Genomic DNA, 17,504 nt, shown 5'->3' with positions numbered 1-17,504 from the left:
GGCGGGCTATGTGCCTTCGGGCAGGAACCCGGCACTTGTGGGACAATTTTCGGTGCCAGTTTCCTTGTCTTCTAACGGATCGATCCCATGCGCCCAGATGACCATCTTCCCCAAGCCGCCGGCAAGCCGGCCCTGATTGTGGCAGGCAGCGGCACAGAAAGCGTGCTCAATTTCGAGCAGCTTTGCGCGCGCAGCCGCGCGGTAGCCGCCTACCTTGCATCGCGCTCCCTCAAGGAAGGCGATACCGTCGCAATCCTGCTTGAGAATCAGATCGAAGCGGCTGAAGCCGTGTGGGCGGCGCAGCGTTCCGGTTTGCGCTACACGTTGATCAATCATCACCTCCATCCCGACGAAGCGGATTATATCATTGGCAACAGCGACGCTGCCGCGCTCATCGCATCGCAGCGGTGCGCCACGCTTGCTGCCGGAGAAAATGCAGCACGCGTACCATTGCGCATTGCCGTCGGTGGAGAGATGCCCGGCTTCGAAGAGTATGGCGCCATCTTTTCCGGCTCCAAGCCAATCATCGAGCCGCCTGCAGAAATCGAAGGCGGGATGATGCTGTATTCATCCGGTACTACCGGCCGGCCGAAAGGCGTTCGGTACAATTATCCACGGCAACAGTTTGGCGAATTTGTCGCCGCCGAAAACCTGTTGCGTCATGCATTCGGCATGGATGCATCGAGCGTCTTGCTGATCGCCGGGCCGTTGTATCACGCTGCGCCGCTGGCATGGATGAGCGGTGCGCATCGCATCGGCGCAACCGTCGTCACGCTGGAAAAGTATGATCCGCTGCAATGCCTGAAGCTGATTGAACGCCACCAGGTCACGCATGTGCTCATGGTGCCGACCCACTTCATCCGATTGCTCAAGCTTCCCGAGCAGGAGCGCTCGCGACATTCCATCACGAGCCTGCGCTGCGTGGTTCACGCGGCGGCGCCCTGTCCGGTGGAAGTCAAGGAACGCATGATCGCATGGTGGGGGAAAATAATTTACGAGTTCTACTCCAGTACCGAAGCCAACGGGTTCGTGATGATCGGACCGGAAGAATGGCTTGCCCACAAAGGCTCGGTGGGACGGCCGCAACCGGGCAGCGTGCAAGTGATCGATGAGGCCGGTAATGTTCTCGGCCCGCATGAGGCTGGCCTGATCTGGTTCCAGCCTGCAGGCAGCAGCTTTGCGTATCACAAGGACGAAGCCAAGACGCGCGAAGCTTACGATGTTCGGGGCCGCAGCACCGTTGGTGATATCGGCTATCTGGATGAGGACGGCTACCTGTATCTGACCGACCGCAAGTCGAACATGATTATCTCCGGGGGCGTCAACATCTACCCGCAGGAAGTCGAAAACCTGCTCGCGCTGCATCCGGCCGTACTCGACATTGCGGTCGTCGGCGTGCCGCATGAAGAATATGGCGAAGAGGTGAGGGCATACGTGGTTCCGGCCGCGGAGGTGCAGGCCGACGAAAGCTTGGCACATGAATTGATCAACTATTGCCGCTCGCGCATGGCGCACTTCAAATGTCCGCGCAGTGTCGTGTTTTTAGATGAGTTACCCCGCAGTGCCGCCGGCAAGCTGATGAAGCGCATGCTGAAGACAAACAGTAATACCAAGGATAAACATGAGTACAGAACTCTATGACGTTCCGTTTCGTCGCATCAGCGGCGAGCAGATCACGCTTGGCGAATACCGGGGCAAGGTCTTGCTGCTGGTGAATGTCGCCTCCAAGTGCGGATTGACGCCGCAATACAATGGGCTGGAAAAATTGTATGAAGACAAACAGGCTGCCGGGCTGGTTGTAGTCGGCTTTCCCGCAAACGATTTTGGAGCTCAGGAGCCGGGCTCCAATGACGAGATCGTGGAATTTTGCGCGGCTAATTTCGGCGTCAAATTTCCAATGACGGAAAAAATTTCAGTAAAGGGCGAACAGCAGCACCCGCTCTACCAACTGCTGGTAAGTTCGAAGCCGACGGCGACCGAAACCCGACCCGGTGCAATGCGCAACAAACTGGCAAGCTATGGATTCAAACAGAATAATCCTTCAGACGTATTGTGGAACTTTGAAAAATTCCTGATCGGGCGCAATGGCGACGTGGTGGGGCGCTTCGCACCGGATGTCGCGCCCGACGATCCGGTTCTGCTTGCCGCAATCGAGAAAGAACTCGGCTGACCTGCGATAGCCGAGACACCTGAAAGGAGGTGGGCGCTTAACGGTTAATCGGCTGAGCTTTCGGACTCCGCTTATTCATCCGATGAATAAGCGAGACTGCTCTGGCCTGAAGCGACGACGGCAAAGGAACAAAGCCGTATTGCTCGATAACCCAATCGTTCTTAAAGCAGTTCAAAAAGAACTGTTGTATCGCCTTTACTTTGTCAGCGTTCGCATCGCCATCTCGTATCACGACATAAATGGGAACCATGATGGGCCAGCTTTCCTCATGGTTCATGACCAGCAGAGAATTATCCCGCTCGGTAGTATATTCACCGCGCATGCTAAAGCCGGCCGCCCTGAGATAGCCGTAATCCGCCGTGACGGTGGAGCCGCCCGGTTGCCTTAACTGGATAAAACGGGCTCCGGACTGGTTGCCGATGTCCAGCTCAATGTAGGAGATGGCGCCCGGCGTAGCGCTTACTTTTCTAGCCACTGCAACAGCATCTGGCACTTGTATAGCAGCTCCGTCCCAGCGGGCGTCGTGAAAGACACCATGATTTTTTCGGAATGATTCCGATCCATTGGAAAGATAAGCGGACATTGCTGCGGTAGTGCCAGAATTCTCTTTTCTGATGACGCGAGTAATCGGAAGCGCGGGCAACTCCACCTGCGGATTTAACTTGCGAATCGCAGGTGAACTCCAGCTTGTTATATTACCGGCCATTATGTCGGCAAGCACTGGTGCATTGAGCGTGAGAGCATTTGTCTGAAGGTTCGACAAGTTGAATATGGGCACGACAGCGGTGGACATGATCGGGAATTGAAGTAATTTCTTTTCCTCCAGGCTTTGCCGGGTCATTGCAGTATCGATCACCGCAAAATCAGCATGGCCTTTTTCGACAGCAGATAAAGCATTGTCCGTTTGTGCGTTGGTATATTCCAGCACGACGGATAAGTCGGCGTTTCCCAGCCTGGAGAACACAATATTCAGATATTCGCTTCCTGCTGCAACAATGCGGGTTGCTGACGCTATGGCAGTCGAACTGGCGGCGAGCAGAATGCATAGCAGGATGTGACGGTAAAGAATCAGGGGCTTGTTTTTGTTCATATTTTTATCTTTTTAGTTTGCTGGGTAGATCGAGCCGAGTACGACATTCGTATACGAAAAGGCAGGCGCTGCTTCCGTAAACCTGACGAGGCATTTATGGCAGCGTGTCTGTTTCGAAAACGGGAGGCACGGTTCCCATCGCGGCGTTGCCGCTGTAGACGTTTGATAATTCCTTCGGCGGGCATCGAGGTCACACCGAAGGCAATGAATGCAAATTACGGATGCCGCTCCGTTCATGTGAAGAAGCAGGTCGGCGATCCTGTGAGGCAGCCATGTCAGGCCGAAACGTCGTACTGTTCTCGCAATGCTATTTTGTTGACCTTGCCTGTCACCAGCTTTGGCAAGGCTTCCACGACGATCACTTTTTTGGGCTTCTTGTAGCTGGCGATCTGTGTGCGGGCATGTTCGATGACCTCGGCTTCCGTCACGGTCTGCCCATTTTTAAGGGTAATGACGGCACATACCGATTCACCCCACTTGGGATCGGGGATGCCGATCACGGCACATTCAGAAACGAATGGATGGCGCAGCACCGCTTCTTCAACCTCGCGCGAGTAAATATTCTCACCGCCTGAGATGATCATATCCTTCTTGCGGTCGACCAGGAACAGGAAACCGTCTTCATCGATCTTGCCGACATCGCCGGTATGCACCCAGCCGTTGCGCAACGTCTCGATGGTCGCCACATGATTGTTCCAGTAGCCGCGAAACATGGCGCCGCTTTGCGCGACGATCTCACCCGAAACGTTAGGCGGGCATTCATTGTCGTCGTCATCCACAACCTTGGCGCGCAGGTTCGGATAAGGATTTCCGACCGAGGTCAGACGCTGACGTTCTTTCTCCGTGCCGTTGGGCAGGTGCTGCGTCGGCGACAGGCAGAACATGCAGATCTCGGTCTGACCATACAGGTTCACGAAACGGCAGTCGAACACCTCGATTGCCTTTTTCAATACCGGCAAGGGCATGGGCGCGGCGGAATACATGATCATGCGCACGCTCGACGTGTCCGTCGTGACAACAGCCGGTTCGTCCAGCACCATCTGCACCATGGTCGGTGCAAGCAGCAGGAAGGTAAGGCGGTCGCGCTCGATGGCCTTGAGTACTTCCGCCGGATCGAACTGGCGATGCAGATAAACGCTTGCCCCTCTGAAGTGCAGCGACAGGCTGATGATCAGCCCGCCGATGTGGAACATGGGCATGACGATAAGGCCGCGTTCGGTTTGTTCCATGTTCGACAACCAGTTGTCGACTTGCGCCAGCTGACGCAATTCGCGGTGTCCCCAGATGCAGCCCTTGGGCCGGCCGGTGGTGCCGCTGGTATAGATCAGGCAGGCAATATCTTCTTCGCGCGCGCGCAGCGGCGGACCTTCGGCGTCGCCGGTAGCAATAAAGTCATCGTAGCTTTGCGCCCATTCCGTTTGTCCGCCGATGCAGACATACTTCCTGACGCTGCGCAGCCTGGGCCGCAGCTCTTCCATCAGCGACAAGTATTGTGCCTCGAAAATCATGATGCGCGGTGCGCCATCATTGATGATGAAATCCATCTCCGGCGCGGCCAAGCGGAAGTTGACTGTAGATAGAATAAAACCCGACCACTGGGTCGCGGCCATGACTTCGCCGTATTCGATGGAATTCATCGACAGCATACCGACGCGGTCCTGGCGCCGCGCACCCGCCTTGTACAGCGCAGAGCCAAGCAATTTGGCACGCGCCAGCAGGCCGGCGTGGGTAATCTGGCGGTCGTCTTGTATATAGGCCGGCAGCTTGCCATACCAGCGTGCGTTATGTTCGAGGTCGTCGGCAAATGACAGCGGAAGATACGAATGCATGATGTCCTGTCGAAAAAGTTAAGCGATGCGGGGAAGCAGGCCGGCGCTGCGTTCGAGGTGATACGTCGCGTCGCCGAAGCGATAGTCATACATCAGCATCGCGCGGTAGTGATGTCCGACTGCATATTCCTCGGTGGTGCCGATAGCGCCATGCAATTGGATGCCATGTCCGGTGACGAAACGGCATGCACGCGCCACGAGAGACTTGGCGGACGAGACTGCGGTCGCACGCTCCTGCGCATCGCCCGATTCAAGCGCTGCGAGAGCACGATAGACAATAGAGCGGGCCTGATCCGTCTCGACAAACATTTCCGACATGCGATGCTGCAGGGCCTGGAACTTCGCCAGAGGCTGTCCGTACTGCACACGCGTTTTCAGGTATTCGCCTGTCATTGCCATGACGGCATCCATTGAACCAATCGCGGATGAAGTCATTGCCAGTACGGTATGGTCAAAAGCGACGGCAAGGGCGTCGTCGACGGCGGGTCCACGCAGTATCAGTGCGCTGCTATCCAGTTCCACCGCATCGAAGCGGATGTCGGCAGCATGTGTGCCGTCCAGCATTTCATAGACGGTCAGGTCAACGCCGGGTGCATTGCGGTCGACTGCCAGCACGCCGATTTCATTGGTTTCGCCCAGTCGCACGGTGATCAGCAGGCAGTCGGCGGATGCACCATGCCAGACCCGATGCTTGATGCCGGACAACTGCCATCCTTCACCGCTGCGTTTGGCGCGGGCGCTGACCGGAGTGTCATATTCGCTGCGACCCGCCCGTTCCATATGCGCGAGTACGACAATCTTCTCGCCGGCCGCGATATCACCGAGCAGATCGATGGCGCGCTGCGACCCGCTTGCCTGAGCAAGCAGTGTGCCGGCAAGAATGGCAGTATCAAGCACTGGCTCGGCCACGAGGCCAGCACCGAGTTGTTCCATCAGCAAGGCAATATCGACCGGGCTACCGCCCATGCCACCGCAGTCTTCGGGTATGCCCATGGCCAACCAGCCGAGTTCGGCAAATTTTTCCCAATGTTCGCGGGAGAAACCTTCCTCGGTCTTGGCGGCCGCACGTTTTGCGTCAAGACTGTAACGTTCGCGGATATAACGCTGCGCGCCGTCGACCAGCATCCTTTGTTCATCTGAAAGATTAAAGTCCATGCTTATAGTCCGAATGCGAGTTTGGCGATAATGTTCTTTTGTACTTCCTTCGCGCCGCCAAAGATGGTGCAGGCGCGCAAGTACAAGAGGTCGGTGGCGACGCCCGGCGTATAGTCGGGCCAGAGCGGATTGACGGCAGGCGGCGCATAGGCTTCGTCACGCCGATACATGCGCAGGCTGCGCTGTCCAAGCGCTTCGACGGCAAGTTCGGTCAGGCGCTGCTGCAGCTCCGATCCACGCACCTTCAGCACGGAAGCGTTGGCGGCGATCGGATAATTGCTCGGCGCCTCGCACAGCACGCGCAATACCGACCACTCCAGTGCATTGACATCGATTTCCAGCTCCGCCAGCTTGCGTGCGAATACCGGATCCTGAATGATCGGCCTGCCATTCTTGAGTTCGTGTTCGGCGATATGGCGGATGCGCGCGAGATCGCTGAAGGCCTTGTAGATTTCCGCGCTCGATGTGCGTTCATTCGAGAGCAGAAACTTGGCCTGATCCCAGCCGGCATTTACTGCGCCAATCAGGTTTTCACGCGGAACGCGGACGTTATCGAGAAAGACCTCGCAGGTCGAGCCTTCGCCGTTGATCATCGGGATCTGGCGTACGGTGACACCCGGCGTATCCATCGGGAACACAATCATGGAAATACCGCGTTGTGACTTTCCTGTATTGTCGGTTCGCACCAGAAAGAATCCCTGTTCGGAATAATGGCCTTCCGTGGTCCACAATTTTTGCCCGTTGATGACGTAGTGATCGCCGTCGAGCACCGCACTGGTTTTCAGCGATGCGAGATCGGATCCGGCTCCGGGCTCGGAAAATCCTTGCGCCCACATTTCGTCGCCCTTCAGGATCGCAGGCAGGTAGCGCGCTTTTTGTTCCGGCGTGCCGAAGGTATAGAGTACCGGTCCGATCAGGCGCAGACCCTGCCAGCGCAGTTCCGGCGCACCAGCCATCCGGCATTCGTATTCAAAGATATGCGCCTGCAGATGCGTCCAGCCCGGACCGCCATACTCCTTGGGCCATAGCGGCGCCGACCAGCCCTTCTCGAACAGAACCCGGTTCCACCAGCGCCGGTCATCCTCGTTGGGAGGATGCATCCCGGTTTTCGTACGCCGAGCCACGTCATGTGGCAGCTTGTCGCGCAAGAAGGCTCTTACCTCCTCGCGAAACGCCTCATCCTCTTTACCGTACTTCAGGTTCATAACAATTTTCCTTAATGTCAAAGTGGGTGTTGCAGGCGCATGGCATCAACTTCAGCAAGCGAGTTGTTTTACGGGAGCCTGCGTGGCGCAGATTGCATTGACGGCGGCGTAAGCCTGATGCACCGCGTCTCCGATGCGTCCGCCGGTGCGCGCATCGCCGATGGCAACCACCGGTATGCCCGCGTCGAGCAAGGCCTGTGTCATGCGCGTGTCGGGACTGCGCCCCTGGGCCACCAGCACGCGGCTTGCCTTGACGATGGATCGGCTGCCGTCGTTGTGCTGCAGATGCACGGCGCCGTTTTCTTCGATGGCGACTATGCTGGTGCTGTCGACGATGCGGATGAGCCGGTTTTCTGCAAGCCGCTTGCGCAACACGCTGCGGTATACGACCTCTGCCGCGCGGGCAAGCTGACCGGCCGGCGAACGCGACACCAGAATGACCGGGTAGCCGCGCTCGCTCAGGAATTCGGCCGTTTCGCAGCCGGTTTCGCCGCCGCCGTAAACAACAACCGGCGTGTCGCTGACGGGGGGGAGCCAGGAACTGTCGCCCATCAGCACCTCATAAGCGTCATGAACGATCGGCACGTCGATGCCTTCGATCGGCAAGCGGTTGGCGCGGCCGCCGACGGCCATCACGACGATGGACGGTTTTTCTCCGGCCAGCGAATCCATGTCGGCACGGGTATTGAGCATTACCTTGACGCTGCTCTTGGCGAGCCGGCTTTCGAGATAGTGCTGGTACCAGGTCAGCTTTTCCTTGAATGGCGGGGCGGCTGAAGCGATGAGGCCGCCGCCAAGTGTGGCCCGCGTCTCGTACAGTTCCGGTTTGAATCCGGCCTGGTCCAGCATAAGCGCAGCTGCCATGCCGCCCGGACCGCCGCCGATAATTACTGCGCGCGATCCGCGCAGCCGCCCGGCGTCCGGAATGGCGTCCAGTTCGTGGCCGGTGCGCGGGTTTTCCGCGCAGCCGATGTAGCCGTGTTCGCCGGAACTGATCGTCACGCAGTAGTTGCAGGAAGTGCAGGGGCGTATGCCTGCATCGTCGCCACGCTGCGCCTTGTTAGCCCATTCCGGATCGGCCAGCAATGTGCGGCCGAGTGCGATCAGGTCGGCATCGCCGGATGCCACCGCTCGTTCGGCGGTAGCCGGCCAGCGGATCTGGCCGACGCCGATCACCGGAACGTCGACCACCTTGCGTATGCGCCGTGCGTACGGCAGTCGCCAGCCTTCCGGCATCGACATGGGTTCAACCACCTTGTCGAAACTGGTCCAGCCGGTGCCGATGGAGACGTGCAGTGCATCGGCGCCAAAGGCTACAAGCTTCGGTGCGATGCGTTCCATGTCATCGATGCTCAAGCCCTTGGGATGAAATTCATCAGCCGAGAAGCGGTAGATCAGCGGACGGTCGCCAATGGCCTGCTTGACGCGCTGGATCACGCGCCGCGAAAAATTGAGTCGCCTGTCTTCGTCGCCGCCCCATGCATCGGTACGATGATTGGTCATCGGCGAAATGAAGGAAGTCAGCAAATAACCATGGGCGCCGTGCAATTCGAAGGCATCGTATCCCGCCTTCACGCCAAGTTCCGCGGTGCGGCCGAAGCACTCGATCAGGTATTCGATTTCGGCTTCGGTGAGTGCGCGCGCGCTTAGCTTGGACGGATCCTTGCGTGACGGGACATCGCTCGGCGCGACCGCTACGCCACCTGTGACCAGTTCGCGCTTCGCCCCCTGTCCGCCATGCTGCAGTTGCAGACAGGCGGCGGCGCCCGCGCTCTTAATGGCTTCCACCAGCCGCTGGTGGCCGTCGAGGTGGGTGGGTTTTTCCAGGCTCAGCTGGCGGTGTTCCGAGCGGCCGGTCGCGGCGTCGACGCAGCAGAATTCGACAATGATCATACCGGTGCCGCCCTCGGCGCGGGCGCGATAAAAGGCGACTTGCGCCGGCGTTACCGAGCCATCGGGGGCGCTTAGGTTGGTCGACATCGGCGCCATGACGACGCGATTGCGTAATGCCAGCTTGCCAATTTGAAATTGGCTGAACAGATTGGGATAAGTGGATTGTGGCATCGGAGGTGTCCTAAACGGTGCGAGCCTGCCGGGTTCCGGCGCCGGGCTGCGTTGTGCTGCAAATCATGTGATCTCCTTCTTTATATTTCTCGCGGCCCAACGGCGCCGCCGCTTGACACCATCCGAAAACAGGCTCAAGATAAATGACGAAGTGTCAGTTTTATATAAATCGGTGCGCCCGTCAACTAAAAAGCGCGCCTGAGTCAAAATCAAGGAGACAGATATGCAAGGTCGATATGCCGGCAAAGTTGTGCTGGTTACCGGTGCGGGACGTGGAATGGGTAAGGCGATTGCCGACGCTTTTGCGTCTGAAGGGGCCACTGTCGTCATTTCCGCCAGAACGCTAAGTTATGGTGAAGCCGCAGTGCAGCAAATCCGCGAGCGCGGCGGCAAGGCGAGTCTGGTCAACGGCGATATATCCGACCGCGCCGCAGTCAAGGCAATGTTCGACGATGCGGTCCAGGCGCACGGGCAACTCGATGTGGTCGTCCATTGCGCGGCCGACAATGCACATGGCCGCGTGACGGAGATGGAAGATGAAGCTTATGACTATTTGATCAAGAGCAATATCCACTCGCTGTTCTGGATCGCTAAAGATGCAGCACCGCATCTTTCCCGCGCCGAGGGCAAAGGTCGTCTGATCTACATTTCCTCCGGATCGGCCAACCGCACCTTTATTCCCGGACTGATTCCGTATGCAGCTACCAAGGCATATATGAATGCCTTTGCACGCGGTCTCGCGGTGGAGTTCGGACCGCTCAATATCCTGGTCAATGTCATCGAGCCGGGCATGATCGCCTCCGATCGCATGAAGGGGGAGTTGAATGATGCCCAGGCGAGCGCGATCTCGGCTAATTTCCCGGTGCCGCGTCCCGGCGAATCGGAAGAGATTGCCGCAGCCGTGCTGTTCATGGCTTCCAAGGAAGCGTCCTATATCACAGGGTCGTCGCTGCTGGTCGACGGCGGCGCCAGCATGGTGCCGCTGGTAGGCTTGTCGAACGTAATGTCCAAGGGATGACATGCAAGACGAATTGGTCCTGACTCAGCGTGTCGACAAGCATATCCTTGTTGTCATCCTCAATCGTCCCGAAAAGCGCAATGCCATCAACATCGCGGCTTCGCAGGCATTGGCCGATATCGTGCAACGTGCCGAGCAGGACGATTCGGTTCGGGTCGTCGTGCTGACGGGGGCGGGAGGCAAGTGCTTTTCCGCCGGGGCGGATCTTGAAGACATTGCGGCTGGACGCGGGCATGAAATTGCGATTGGCGATGCCGGTATGGGTGGCCTGATGTTCGTGCACCGCAACAAGCCCTGGATTGCTGCAGTGCGCGGCAACGCCCTTGGCGGAGGCATGGAACTCGCACTGGCCTGTGACATGATTGTCGCCGGTCAGGGCGCAGCATTTGGTTTGCCCGAAGTCAGGCATGGGTTGATCGCCGCCGCGGGCGGCGTGTACCGCGCCGTGCGCAGTCTGCCCAAGGCGCTTGCCATCGAAATGCTGACCACGGGCCTGCCGATCTCGGCGCAGCGCGCGCATGCGCACGGCATGGTCAACCATGTCGTGGGCGACGATGATGTGGTTGCGTGCGCGCTCAGGCTGGCCGATAGCATCGCTGCAAATCCGCCTGCAGCGGTCGGCGAAAGCCTGCGTATCGCGCGTTGCGCCGCTGACCAGGATGAAGATACCTTGCGCACGATGATGATGGATGCCGCAACACGTCTGCTGGGTTCCGATGATACGCAGGAGTCGCTGCGCGCATTCCGCGCAAAGCAGGCTCCGCGTTCGAGCTTGCACTGACGTCGTACAGAAGGAGATATGGAATGAAACGATTTGAAGGACAAGTAGCGATCGTCACCGGCGGTGCGTCGGGAATCGGCGCGGCAACCTGCCGCCGCCTGATCGCCGAAGGCGCAAGCGTCATCATCGCCGACCGTAACATGGCGCTGGCGACAAGCGTCGCCGCGGAACTGGGCGAGCAGGCCCATGCGGTGGAGTTCGACGCGGGCGACGTCGGCTCCATCAGGAGCCTGGTTCACGGCACCATCGAGCGCCATGGCCGGCTCGACGTCTTGCACAACAATGCCGCGATCGGCTCGCCGGAAGTGCACGCGCGCGACACCAATGCGATCGACATCGATTTCGATACCTGGGACCTGGTGATGGCGGTCAACCTGCGCGCCTACCTGGCTGCGTGCAAGTATGCATTGCCGCACATGATTGAGCGTGGGCAGGGCGCTATCGTGAATTCCGCATCCGCCGGCGGATTCTCCGGCGATATTTCGCGCATCGCCTACAACGTCTCGAAAACCGCCATTATCGGCCTGACCAGGCAAATTGCAGCGCAGCATGGCTTGCAGGGCATACGCTGCAATGCGATCGCGCCCGGTCTGGTGCTGACGCCGGCGGCGCGCGCCGTTGCGGCGGATGTGATCGAAGTCATGGGAAGGTACATTCTTACGCAACAGTTCGGTGAACCGGATGATATTGCCAACCTCGTATGTTTTCTTGCCTCCAACGAGGCGCGCTACATCAATGGCCAGACTTATGTGATCGACGGCGGCATGCTGTCGCATATTCCGGCGAATCCGGATCTGGCCGACTATGCGAAAACACACGGGAAGGGCGCACATTAACAACTGCAATTCCGGATATCCATGATATGATTAAAACTGACGGTTTAACAGTTTTTAGCAAAAATGGCGTGCCTTGCTTTTGCTTCGATGCGGTGCAAGGCCTGATGATTTCCACCGAATAAGCGATTATCGAGCGATGACTTCTCCACGGCCTCTTCCTCAGCTGAACGAACTGAACCGTTTTTTCTGGACCGGCGGCGCAGACGGCAAGCTGCGCATGCAGCGCTGCCAGGACTGCGGCCACTGGCTGCATCCCCCGGGAGTGAATTGCCCCGAGTGCATGAGTCGCAATATAGCGCCGCAAGAGCTTTCCGGCGTCGGTACGATCGCTGCACTAACGCTCAACTATCAGCCCTGGTTTCCCGGCGTCGAGGTGCCTTATGCGATTGCGATCGTCAACCTTGATGAGCAAACGGCGCTGAACCTGACTACGAATATCGTCGGTGTGCCACCCGAGTCGGTCCGCATCGGCCAACGCGTGCGCGTCGTGTTCGAGCAGGTCGAGGATGTCTACCTTCCGCTGTTTACACCGATAACAAATTGATGGATTCGCAATGAACGAACAGAACGACGATCTGGAGATGATTCGGCATGAGGCGCGTCGCTTTCTCGGCGACGTGGCGTTGCCCGAGCATTTGAAGGCGCTATTGGAAGTCCCTGGCAGCTTCGACCGGCAAATCTGGAATAGTGCGGTCGATCTCGGCTGGCCCGCGACGCTGCATGCCGAGGAAAACGGCGGCCTCGGCCTTGGATGGAGCGGACTGTGCGTGCTGGCTGAGGAAATGGGGCGCAAGACGGTGTCGTTGCCCTTGATGTCTTCGGCCGTTGCCGCGTATCTCGTGCTGTCGGCCGGAGGCGCCGTATTCGCGCAAGACCTTGGCAAGCAGTTGATCAGCGGAGAGCGGCACGCCTGTCTGGCGCTCGTGACCGATGGCGAAGCGGGCAATCCCCAATCCGGCGTGATCGACATGAAAGGAGGCAAGCTGCATGGCCGTACTGCGGTCGTGCCTTTTGGCGCCAGCGCCGATTACGCGCTCGTTACTGCGCAATCTTCGGGCGTGACACAACTGGTCCTGGTCGCGCTGGAACAGAAAGCCGTTACACGCGACATCGTGCCGACCATCGATAACAGCCGCGCGGGGGCGGTCCTGCGCTTCGACGGCGCCGAAGCCTATTCGCTGGCAACTGGCACGTATGCCACGCAGCGGTTGCGGCAGCTTTCGAGCGCCGCTGCGCTCGTCACAGCCTTTGAACAACTTGGCGGCGCGCAAGCCTGTCTTGACATGGCACGCGATTATGCATTGGAACGCAAAGCGTTCGGACAGCCGATCGGACGCTTTCAGTCGATCAAGGCAAAGCTGGCCGATATGTATACGCGCATTGAGATCTCCCGTGGTTGTGCGCTAGACGCGCTTGGAGCGCTCGAACGAGGCGAGCCGGAGTGGTTTGGACTGGCCGCCGCAGCGCGTGTCGGCGCAACCGACGCCTACGAGATCGCCGCCCGCGAAAATGTCCAGACCCACGGCGCCATCGGCGTGACCTGGGAAGCGCTGCCGCATCACCACTACCGCCGCTCGCGCGCATTGGCAGTCGAACTGGGCAGCGCCGCAGCCTGGCGCGAACGTTTGATGGCCGAAATCGGCTGCGACCGTGCTGCTCATTGAAGGAGTCAACATGAACATACCGGACAACCAGCAGCTGCAGGAGTATCGCGCACGCGCCGTGGCCTGGCTCGCCGAGCATGCGTCGCGCTATTCGGGAGCAGCGCGCCAGGGCTTGAGCTTCGAGGAGGATGTGGCGCTGGGCCGCAAATGGCAGGCGCTCAAGGCCGAGCACGGTTATGCGGCGATCACGCTGCCCAAGGAATACGGTGGCGCCGGCTGCAGCGAACTTGAGAAAATCATCTTCTGCGAAGAAGAGATGCGCTATGACCTGCCGCTGGCCTACTTCGGGATCAGCCTTGGCAATCCGGTGCCGATCATGCTGCGTTACGCGCCGGAGGAATACCGGCGTCGGCTTGCCCCGCCGGCGATCCGCGGCGAGCAGATCTGGTGTCAATTGTTTTCCGAACCGTCCGCAGGTTCTGATCTTGCCGCACTGCGTCTGAAGGCGGAGCGCAAGGAAGACGGCTGGGTATTGAACGGACAAAAGGTCTGGACCAGCTGGGCGCAATTGGCGGACTGGGGCGTGGTGGTTGCGCGTACTGATCCGACTGTCCCCAAGCATGCCGGCCTGACCTATTTTTTCCTTGACATGAAGTCGCCCGGGATCACCGTGCGCCCGATCCGGCGTCTCGTCAACGATCCGGACCTCAACGAAGTGTTTTTTGACAATGTCTTTGTGCCGGATGTACAGCGCCTGGGTGGTGTCGGCGAAGGCTTCAAGGTGGCGGTCGAGACGCTGATGATCGAGCGCTATGCAGTGACTGACGAATCCGGATACGGCCCGACACTGGAAGCCTTCATCGACCTGGCGCGCAATACGCGCATCAATGGCGTACCGGCGCTGCAGGATGGTGAAGTGCGCGCCGCGATCGCACAAGCCTTTATCGAACGGCAAGGATTGCGCTCCATTCACCGCCGCGCAATCACGGCAATGGCCGCCGGCAAGATGCCCGGACCGGAAGGCGCGATCCGCAAGCTGCTGCTTGGGCGCACCCGCCAGCGCCTCGGTGCGCTTGCGGTCGACCTGCTCGGCGCCGACGGCGTGCGCATGGATGAACACGCATCCTCGCTCCGCGACTTCACCCGGTCGTACATGGATCCCATCCTGCGCATCGCGGGCGGGACTGACGAGGTGCTGGTGAACACGCTGGCTGAACGCATTCTCGGCCTGCCTCAGGATTACCGGCCCGACAAGGGATTGCCGTTCAACCAGAGTTGACGGCCGGGGCTAGTACAAGGCGCCAAGAATTTCTTATTAGTGTTCTGGAGTGTTTCATGAACTTTGACATCGATCCGGCGGATGTTGCCTTTCGCGAAGAGGTGAGAGCCTTCCTGCGGGAGAGCCTGCCGGCCGACATAGCCGAGCGCAACAAGCGCGGCTTTCATTTTCTGCGCGACGACATGCGCGAGTGGACCAAGATCCTTAATCGCAAGGGCTGGTCCGGCCCGAACTGGCCGAGCGAATGGGGCGGCCCGGGGTGGTCGCCGGTGCGTCAGTTCATCTTTGAGGATGAATGCTTCATGGCGGGGGCACCGTGGATCGATACCGCCGGCTTCAAAATGATCGGGCCGGTGATCATGAGCTTCGGCAGCGAGGAAATGAAACGCGAATTCGGGCCGCGCATCCTCAACGGCGATGTGTTCTGGGGACAGGGCTTTTCCGAGCCGAACGCCGGTTCCGACCTCGGTTCGCTGACCACGCGTGCGGTGCGCGAAGGCGACGAATATGTGATCAACGGCCGCAAGATCTGGACTTCCTATGTCGAATCGGCCGACGTGATTTTCATGCTGGTCAAGACCGATCCGGAAGCGAAGCAGCGCGGCATTTCGATGCTGTTGGTCGACAAGAACGCACCCGGCATTACGATCCGCCCGATTATCGATATCGGCGAGGGCTACAGCCTGAATGAAGTGTTCTTCGACGATGTGCGCACGCCGGTCAAATACCTGGTCGGGGAAGAAGGCAAGGGCTGGAGCTATGCGAAGCATCTGCTCGACCTGGAGCGCGCCTTCAGCGCCGAATGGCCGCGCAACAAACGCAATCTGGAACAGTTGCGCGCCATGGCCGGCCGCGCCCGTGCCGGCGGCGAGCGCCTGATCGATTCACCTGGCTTTGCCGCTCGACTGGCGCAGCTGGACGTTGACCTGCAGGCGCTGGAATGGCTGACCTTGCGCGCGCTGTACGAGCGCAAGGGCGGCAACACGCTGCCGGTCGGTTCGCTGCTCAAGGTGCGTGGTTCCGAACTGCTGCAAAAGATCGGTGAGATGCAGGTCGAGGCGCTGGGCGATTATGGCGCCTACTTCTATGACGATCCGCATGCGACGCCGGCCGGCGACATGAACTGGCCGCCTGGCCCCGATTATGCGCCTGGCGTGGTGGCAGATTACATGTACCGTCGGGCCACGACAGTCTACGGCGGTGCCAACGAGGTGCAGCGCACGATCATTGCACGTTCATTCCTGGAGCTCTGAGCATGGATTTTCAACTGACGCAAGAGCAGCAGATGCTCAAGGATAGCGCGCGCCGCTTCCTGGAAGACAATTGCGCATTCGAGGCGCGCGGTTCGGTGATCGGGAACGGCGGATTCGATGTCGGCCACTGGAATACGTTTGCCGAACTGGGTTGGCTGGGCATGTCCTTGCCGGAAGAATACGGCGGACTCGGTGGTTCCGCGATCGAAACGGCGCTGCTGATGGAAGAATTCGGCCGCGTGCTGTGCATTGAACCGTATTGGGCAGTGGCGGTGCTGGCCGCACAGACGATCGTCGCCAGCGGCGACCAGGACAAGGCCGGCAGCATCCTGCCCGCACTGGTGGCCGGCGAAGCATGTCCGGTGGTGGCGCATGGCGAACCCGATGCACGCGGCATGCTTTCCTATGTCACCACGTCCGCCGTACCGGCCGGACCGGGTAACTGGACTCTCAAGGGCAACAAGTCGATGGTAATTGGCGGCAACGTCGCCGACCGTTTTATCGTGTCCGCACGCACCAGCGGCGCACCCTCTGATCAAACTGGCATTACCTTGTTCCTCGTCGATCGTAGCGTGCCTGGCGTCAAGCTGCATGACGTGCGGCTGATCGACAACCGGTGGTGCGCTGACATTGATCTGGCCGACGTGCAGGTGGCTGAGGCCGATGTGCTCGGTACGGTCGGCGGCGGCTATGCGGCGCTCGACACCGGTCACGCGCATGCGACTGTAGGCTTGTGTGCCGAAGCCGTCGGCGTGATGGAAAAGGCGCTCTGGATCACCCGAGACTACCTGAAAACGCGCAAGCAGTTTGGCGTCACGCTCAGCAGCTTTCAAGCACTCCAGCACCGCATGAGCGAAATGCTGATCGAACTTGAATTGTCGCGCGGTATGGTCCACAAGGCGCTGTCGACGATGAATGCATCGCCCGAAGTGCGTCAACTTGCATTGTCGGCGGCGAAGGTGCATGTTGGCCGCAGCGGCAAATTCGTCTGCGGACAATCGATTCAGCTGCATGGCGGAATCGGCGTGACGGAGGAATATGTCATCGGGCATCATTTCAAAAGGATGACAACTATTGAGTATGCGTTGGGCAGTTCCCATTTTCATCTTGAGCAGCTTGCAGCAATGGAACGCAAACGAGTAGCTTGACGTGACCGGCACGACAAATATCCCGGCTCATAAAACAAAAAACCGCCTGAAAGGCGGTTTTTTTATGGCAGT

The 17,504-nt window shown here is 59.1% G+C and carries 15 protein-coding genes; 10 read left to right on the top strand and 5 right to left on the bottom strand.

What is annotated here, in order from left to right:
* Window positions 1–87: 87 nt before the first annotated feature.
* Window positions 88–1,641: an AMP-binding protein gene (locus tag D3871_RS23845; protein ID WP_119771624.1), complete on the top strand. Its 1,554-nt coding sequence runs from the start codon at window positions 88–90 to the stop codon at window positions 1,639–1,641.
* The gene (locus tag D3871_RS23840; protein WP_119771623.1) at window positions 1,622–2,170 is read left to right on the top strand and encodes a glutathione peroxidase; all 549 of its coding nucleotides are present in this window, start codon (window positions 1,622–1,624) and stop codon (window positions 2,168–2,170) included. Before D3871_RS23845 ends, D3871_RS23840 begins: the two co-directional genes overlap by 20 nt.
* Window positions 2,171–2,207: 37 nt before the next feature.
* On the opposite strand, the gene D3871_RS23835 is transcribed toward D3871_RS23840, so the two are convergent.
* The 5 genes from D3871_RS23835 to D3871_RS23815 form a co-directional block, all read right to left on the bottom strand.
* The gene (locus D3871_RS23835; RefSeq protein ID WP_119771622.1) at window positions 2,208–3,260 is read right to left on the bottom strand and encodes a substrate-binding domain-containing protein; all 1,053 of its coding nucleotides are present in this window, start codon (window positions 3,258–3,260) and stop codon (window positions 2,208–2,210) included.
* 275 nt (window positions 3,261–3,535) lie between these two features.
* A complete protein-coding gene (locus tag D3871_RS23830; protein WP_119771621.1) occupies window positions 3,536–5,089 on the bottom strand; it encodes a long-chain-fatty-acid--CoA ligase in 1,554 nt (517 codons plus the stop codon).
* Between the two features lie 18 nt (window positions 5,090–5,107).
* Window positions 5,108–6,244, bottom strand: a complete 1,137-nt coding sequence (locus D3871_RS23825) for an acyl-CoA dehydrogenase family protein (RefSeq protein WP_119771620.1) — start codon at window positions 6,242–6,244, stop codon at window positions 5,108–5,110.
* Window positions 6,245–6,246: 2 nt separating this feature from the next.
* Complete coding sequence (locus tag D3871_RS23820) at window positions 6,247–7,449, bottom strand: acyl-CoA dehydrogenase family protein (protein ID WP_119771619.1); 1,203 nt, start codon at window positions 7,447–7,449, stop codon at window positions 6,247–6,249.
* A 51-nt stretch (window positions 7,450–7,500) separates the two neighbouring features.
* Window positions 7,501–9,513: an oxidoreductase gene (locus D3871_RS23815; RefSeq protein ID WP_119771618.1), complete on the bottom strand. Its 2,013-nt coding sequence runs from the start codon at window positions 9,511–9,513 to the stop codon at window positions 7,501–7,503.
* 223 nt (window positions 9,514–9,736) lie between these two features.
* Here D3871_RS23815 and D3871_RS23810 point away from each other — a divergent pair, with 223 nt between their 5' ends.
* The 8 genes from D3871_RS23810 to D3871_RS23775 all read left to right on the top strand — a co-directional run bounded on the left by D3871_RS23810 (window position 9,737) and on the right by D3871_RS23775 (window position 17,432).
* Window positions 9,737–10,531: an SDR family NAD(P)-dependent oxidoreductase gene (locus tag D3871_RS23810; protein ID WP_119771617.1), complete on the top strand. Its 795-nt coding sequence runs from the start codon at window positions 9,737–9,739 to the stop codon at window positions 10,529–10,531.
* Window position 10,532: 1 nt separating this feature from the next.
* Window positions 10,533–11,312 (top strand): enoyl-CoA hydratase/isomerase family protein, encoded by a 780-nt coding sequence (locus tag D3871_RS23805; protein ID WP_119771616.1) that lies wholly within the window; start codon window positions 10,533–10,535, stop codon window positions 11,310–11,312.
* 23 nt (window positions 11,313–11,335) lie between these two features.
* The gene (locus tag D3871_RS23800) at window positions 11,336–12,148 is read left to right on the top strand and encodes an SDR family NAD(P)-dependent oxidoreductase (RefSeq protein ID WP_119771615.1); all 813 of its coding nucleotides are present in this window, start codon (window positions 11,336–11,338) and stop codon (window positions 12,146–12,148) included.
* 136 nt (window positions 12,149–12,284) lie between these two features.
* Entirely contained in the window at window positions 12,285–12,692 is a 408-nt protein-coding gene (locus D3871_RS23795) for a Zn-ribbon domain-containing OB-fold protein (protein ID WP_119771614.1), read from the top strand.
* A 10-nt stretch (window positions 12,693–12,702) separates the two neighbouring features.
* Window positions 12,703–13,812 carry an acyl-CoA dehydrogenase family protein gene (locus D3871_RS23790; RefSeq protein WP_119771613.1) on the top strand — a complete coding sequence of 370 codons (1,110 nt, stop codon included), beginning with the start codon at window positions 12,703–12,705 and terminating at the stop codon, window positions 13,810–13,812.
* A 10-nt stretch (window positions 13,813–13,822) separates the two neighbouring features.
* Entirely contained in the window at window positions 13,823–15,031 is a 1,209-nt protein-coding gene (locus D3871_RS23785; RefSeq protein WP_119771612.1) for an acyl-CoA dehydrogenase family protein, read from the top strand.
* 56 nt (window positions 15,032–15,087) lie between these two features.
* Window positions 15,088–16,284: an acyl-CoA dehydrogenase family protein gene (locus D3871_RS23780; protein WP_119771611.1), complete on the top strand. Its 1,197-nt coding sequence runs from the start codon at window positions 15,088–15,090 to the stop codon at window positions 16,282–16,284.
* A 2-nt stretch (window positions 16,285–16,286) separates the two neighbouring features.
* Window positions 16,287–17,432 carry an acyl-CoA dehydrogenase family protein gene (locus D3871_RS23775; RefSeq protein WP_119771610.1) on the top strand — a complete coding sequence of 382 codons (1,146 nt, stop codon included), beginning with the start codon at window positions 16,287–16,289 and terminating at the stop codon, window positions 17,430–17,432.
* Window positions 17,433–17,504: the final 72 nt, after the last annotated feature.

This window comes from Noviherbaspirillum saxi (assembly GCF_003591035.1).
Classification (GTDB): Bacteria; Pseudomonadota; Gammaproteobacteria; order Burkholderiales; family Burkholderiaceae_D; genus Noviherbaspirillum; species Noviherbaspirillum saxi.
The sequence above is the reverse complement of the archived record's forward strand: the minus strand, read 5'-3'. Positions and strand labels throughout refer to the sequence as shown.

Bases quoted from the DNA above. Each gene is read 5' to 3' on its own strand.
- D3871_RS23845 (WP_119771624.1), top strand. From the start codon at position 88: ATGCGCCCAGATGACCATCTTCCCCAAGCCGCCGGCAAGCCGGCCCTG.
- D3871_RS23840 (WP_119771623.1), top strand. From the start codon at position 1,622: ATGAGTACAGAACTCTATGACGTTCCGTTTCGTCGCATCAGCGGCGAG.
- D3871_RS23835 (WP_119771622.1), bottom strand. From the start codon at position 3,260: ATGAACAAAAACAAGCCCCTGATTCTTTACCGTCACATCCTGCTATGC.
- D3871_RS23830 (WP_119771621.1), bottom strand. From the start codon at position 5,089: ATGCATTCGTATCTTCCGCTGTCATTTGCCGACGACCTCGAACATAAC.
- D3871_RS23825 (WP_119771620.1), bottom strand. From the start codon at position 6,244: ATGGACTTTAATCTTTCAGATGAACAAAGGATGCTGGTCGACGGCGCG.
- D3871_RS23820 (WP_119771619.1), bottom strand. From the start codon at position 7,449: ATGAACCTGAAGTACGGTAAAGAGGATGAGGCGTTTCGCGAGGAGGTA.
- D3871_RS23815 (WP_119771618.1), bottom strand. From the start codon at position 9,513: ATGCCACAATCCACTTATCCCAATCTGTTCAGCCAATTTCAAATTGGC.
- D3871_RS23810 (WP_119771617.1), top strand. From the start codon at position 9,737: ATGCAAGGTCGATATGCCGGCAAAGTTGTGCTGGTTACCGGTGCGGGA.
- D3871_RS23805 (WP_119771616.1), top strand. From the start codon at position 10,533: ATGCAAGACGAATTGGTCCTGACTCAGCGTGTCGACAAGCATATCCTT.
- D3871_RS23800 (WP_119771615.1), top strand. From the start codon at position 11,336: ATGAAACGATTTGAAGGACAAGTAGCGATCGTCACCGGCGGTGCGTCG.
- D3871_RS23795 (WP_119771614.1), top strand. From the start codon at position 12,285: ATGACTTCTCCACGGCCTCTTCCTCAGCTGAACGAACTGAACCGTTTT.
- D3871_RS23790 (WP_119771613.1), top strand. From the start codon at position 12,703: ATGAACGAACAGAACGACGATCTGGAGATGATTCGGCATGAGGCGCGT.
- D3871_RS23785 (WP_119771612.1), top strand. From the start codon at position 13,823: ATGAACATACCGGACAACCAGCAGCTGCAGGAGTATCGCGCACGCGCC.
- D3871_RS23780 (WP_119771611.1), top strand. From the start codon at position 15,088: ATGAACTTTGACATCGATCCGGCGGATGTTGCCTTTCGCGAAGAGGTG.
- D3871_RS23775 (WP_119771610.1), top strand. From the start codon at position 16,287: ATGGATTTTCAACTGACGCAAGAGCAGCAGATGCTCAAGGATAGCGCG.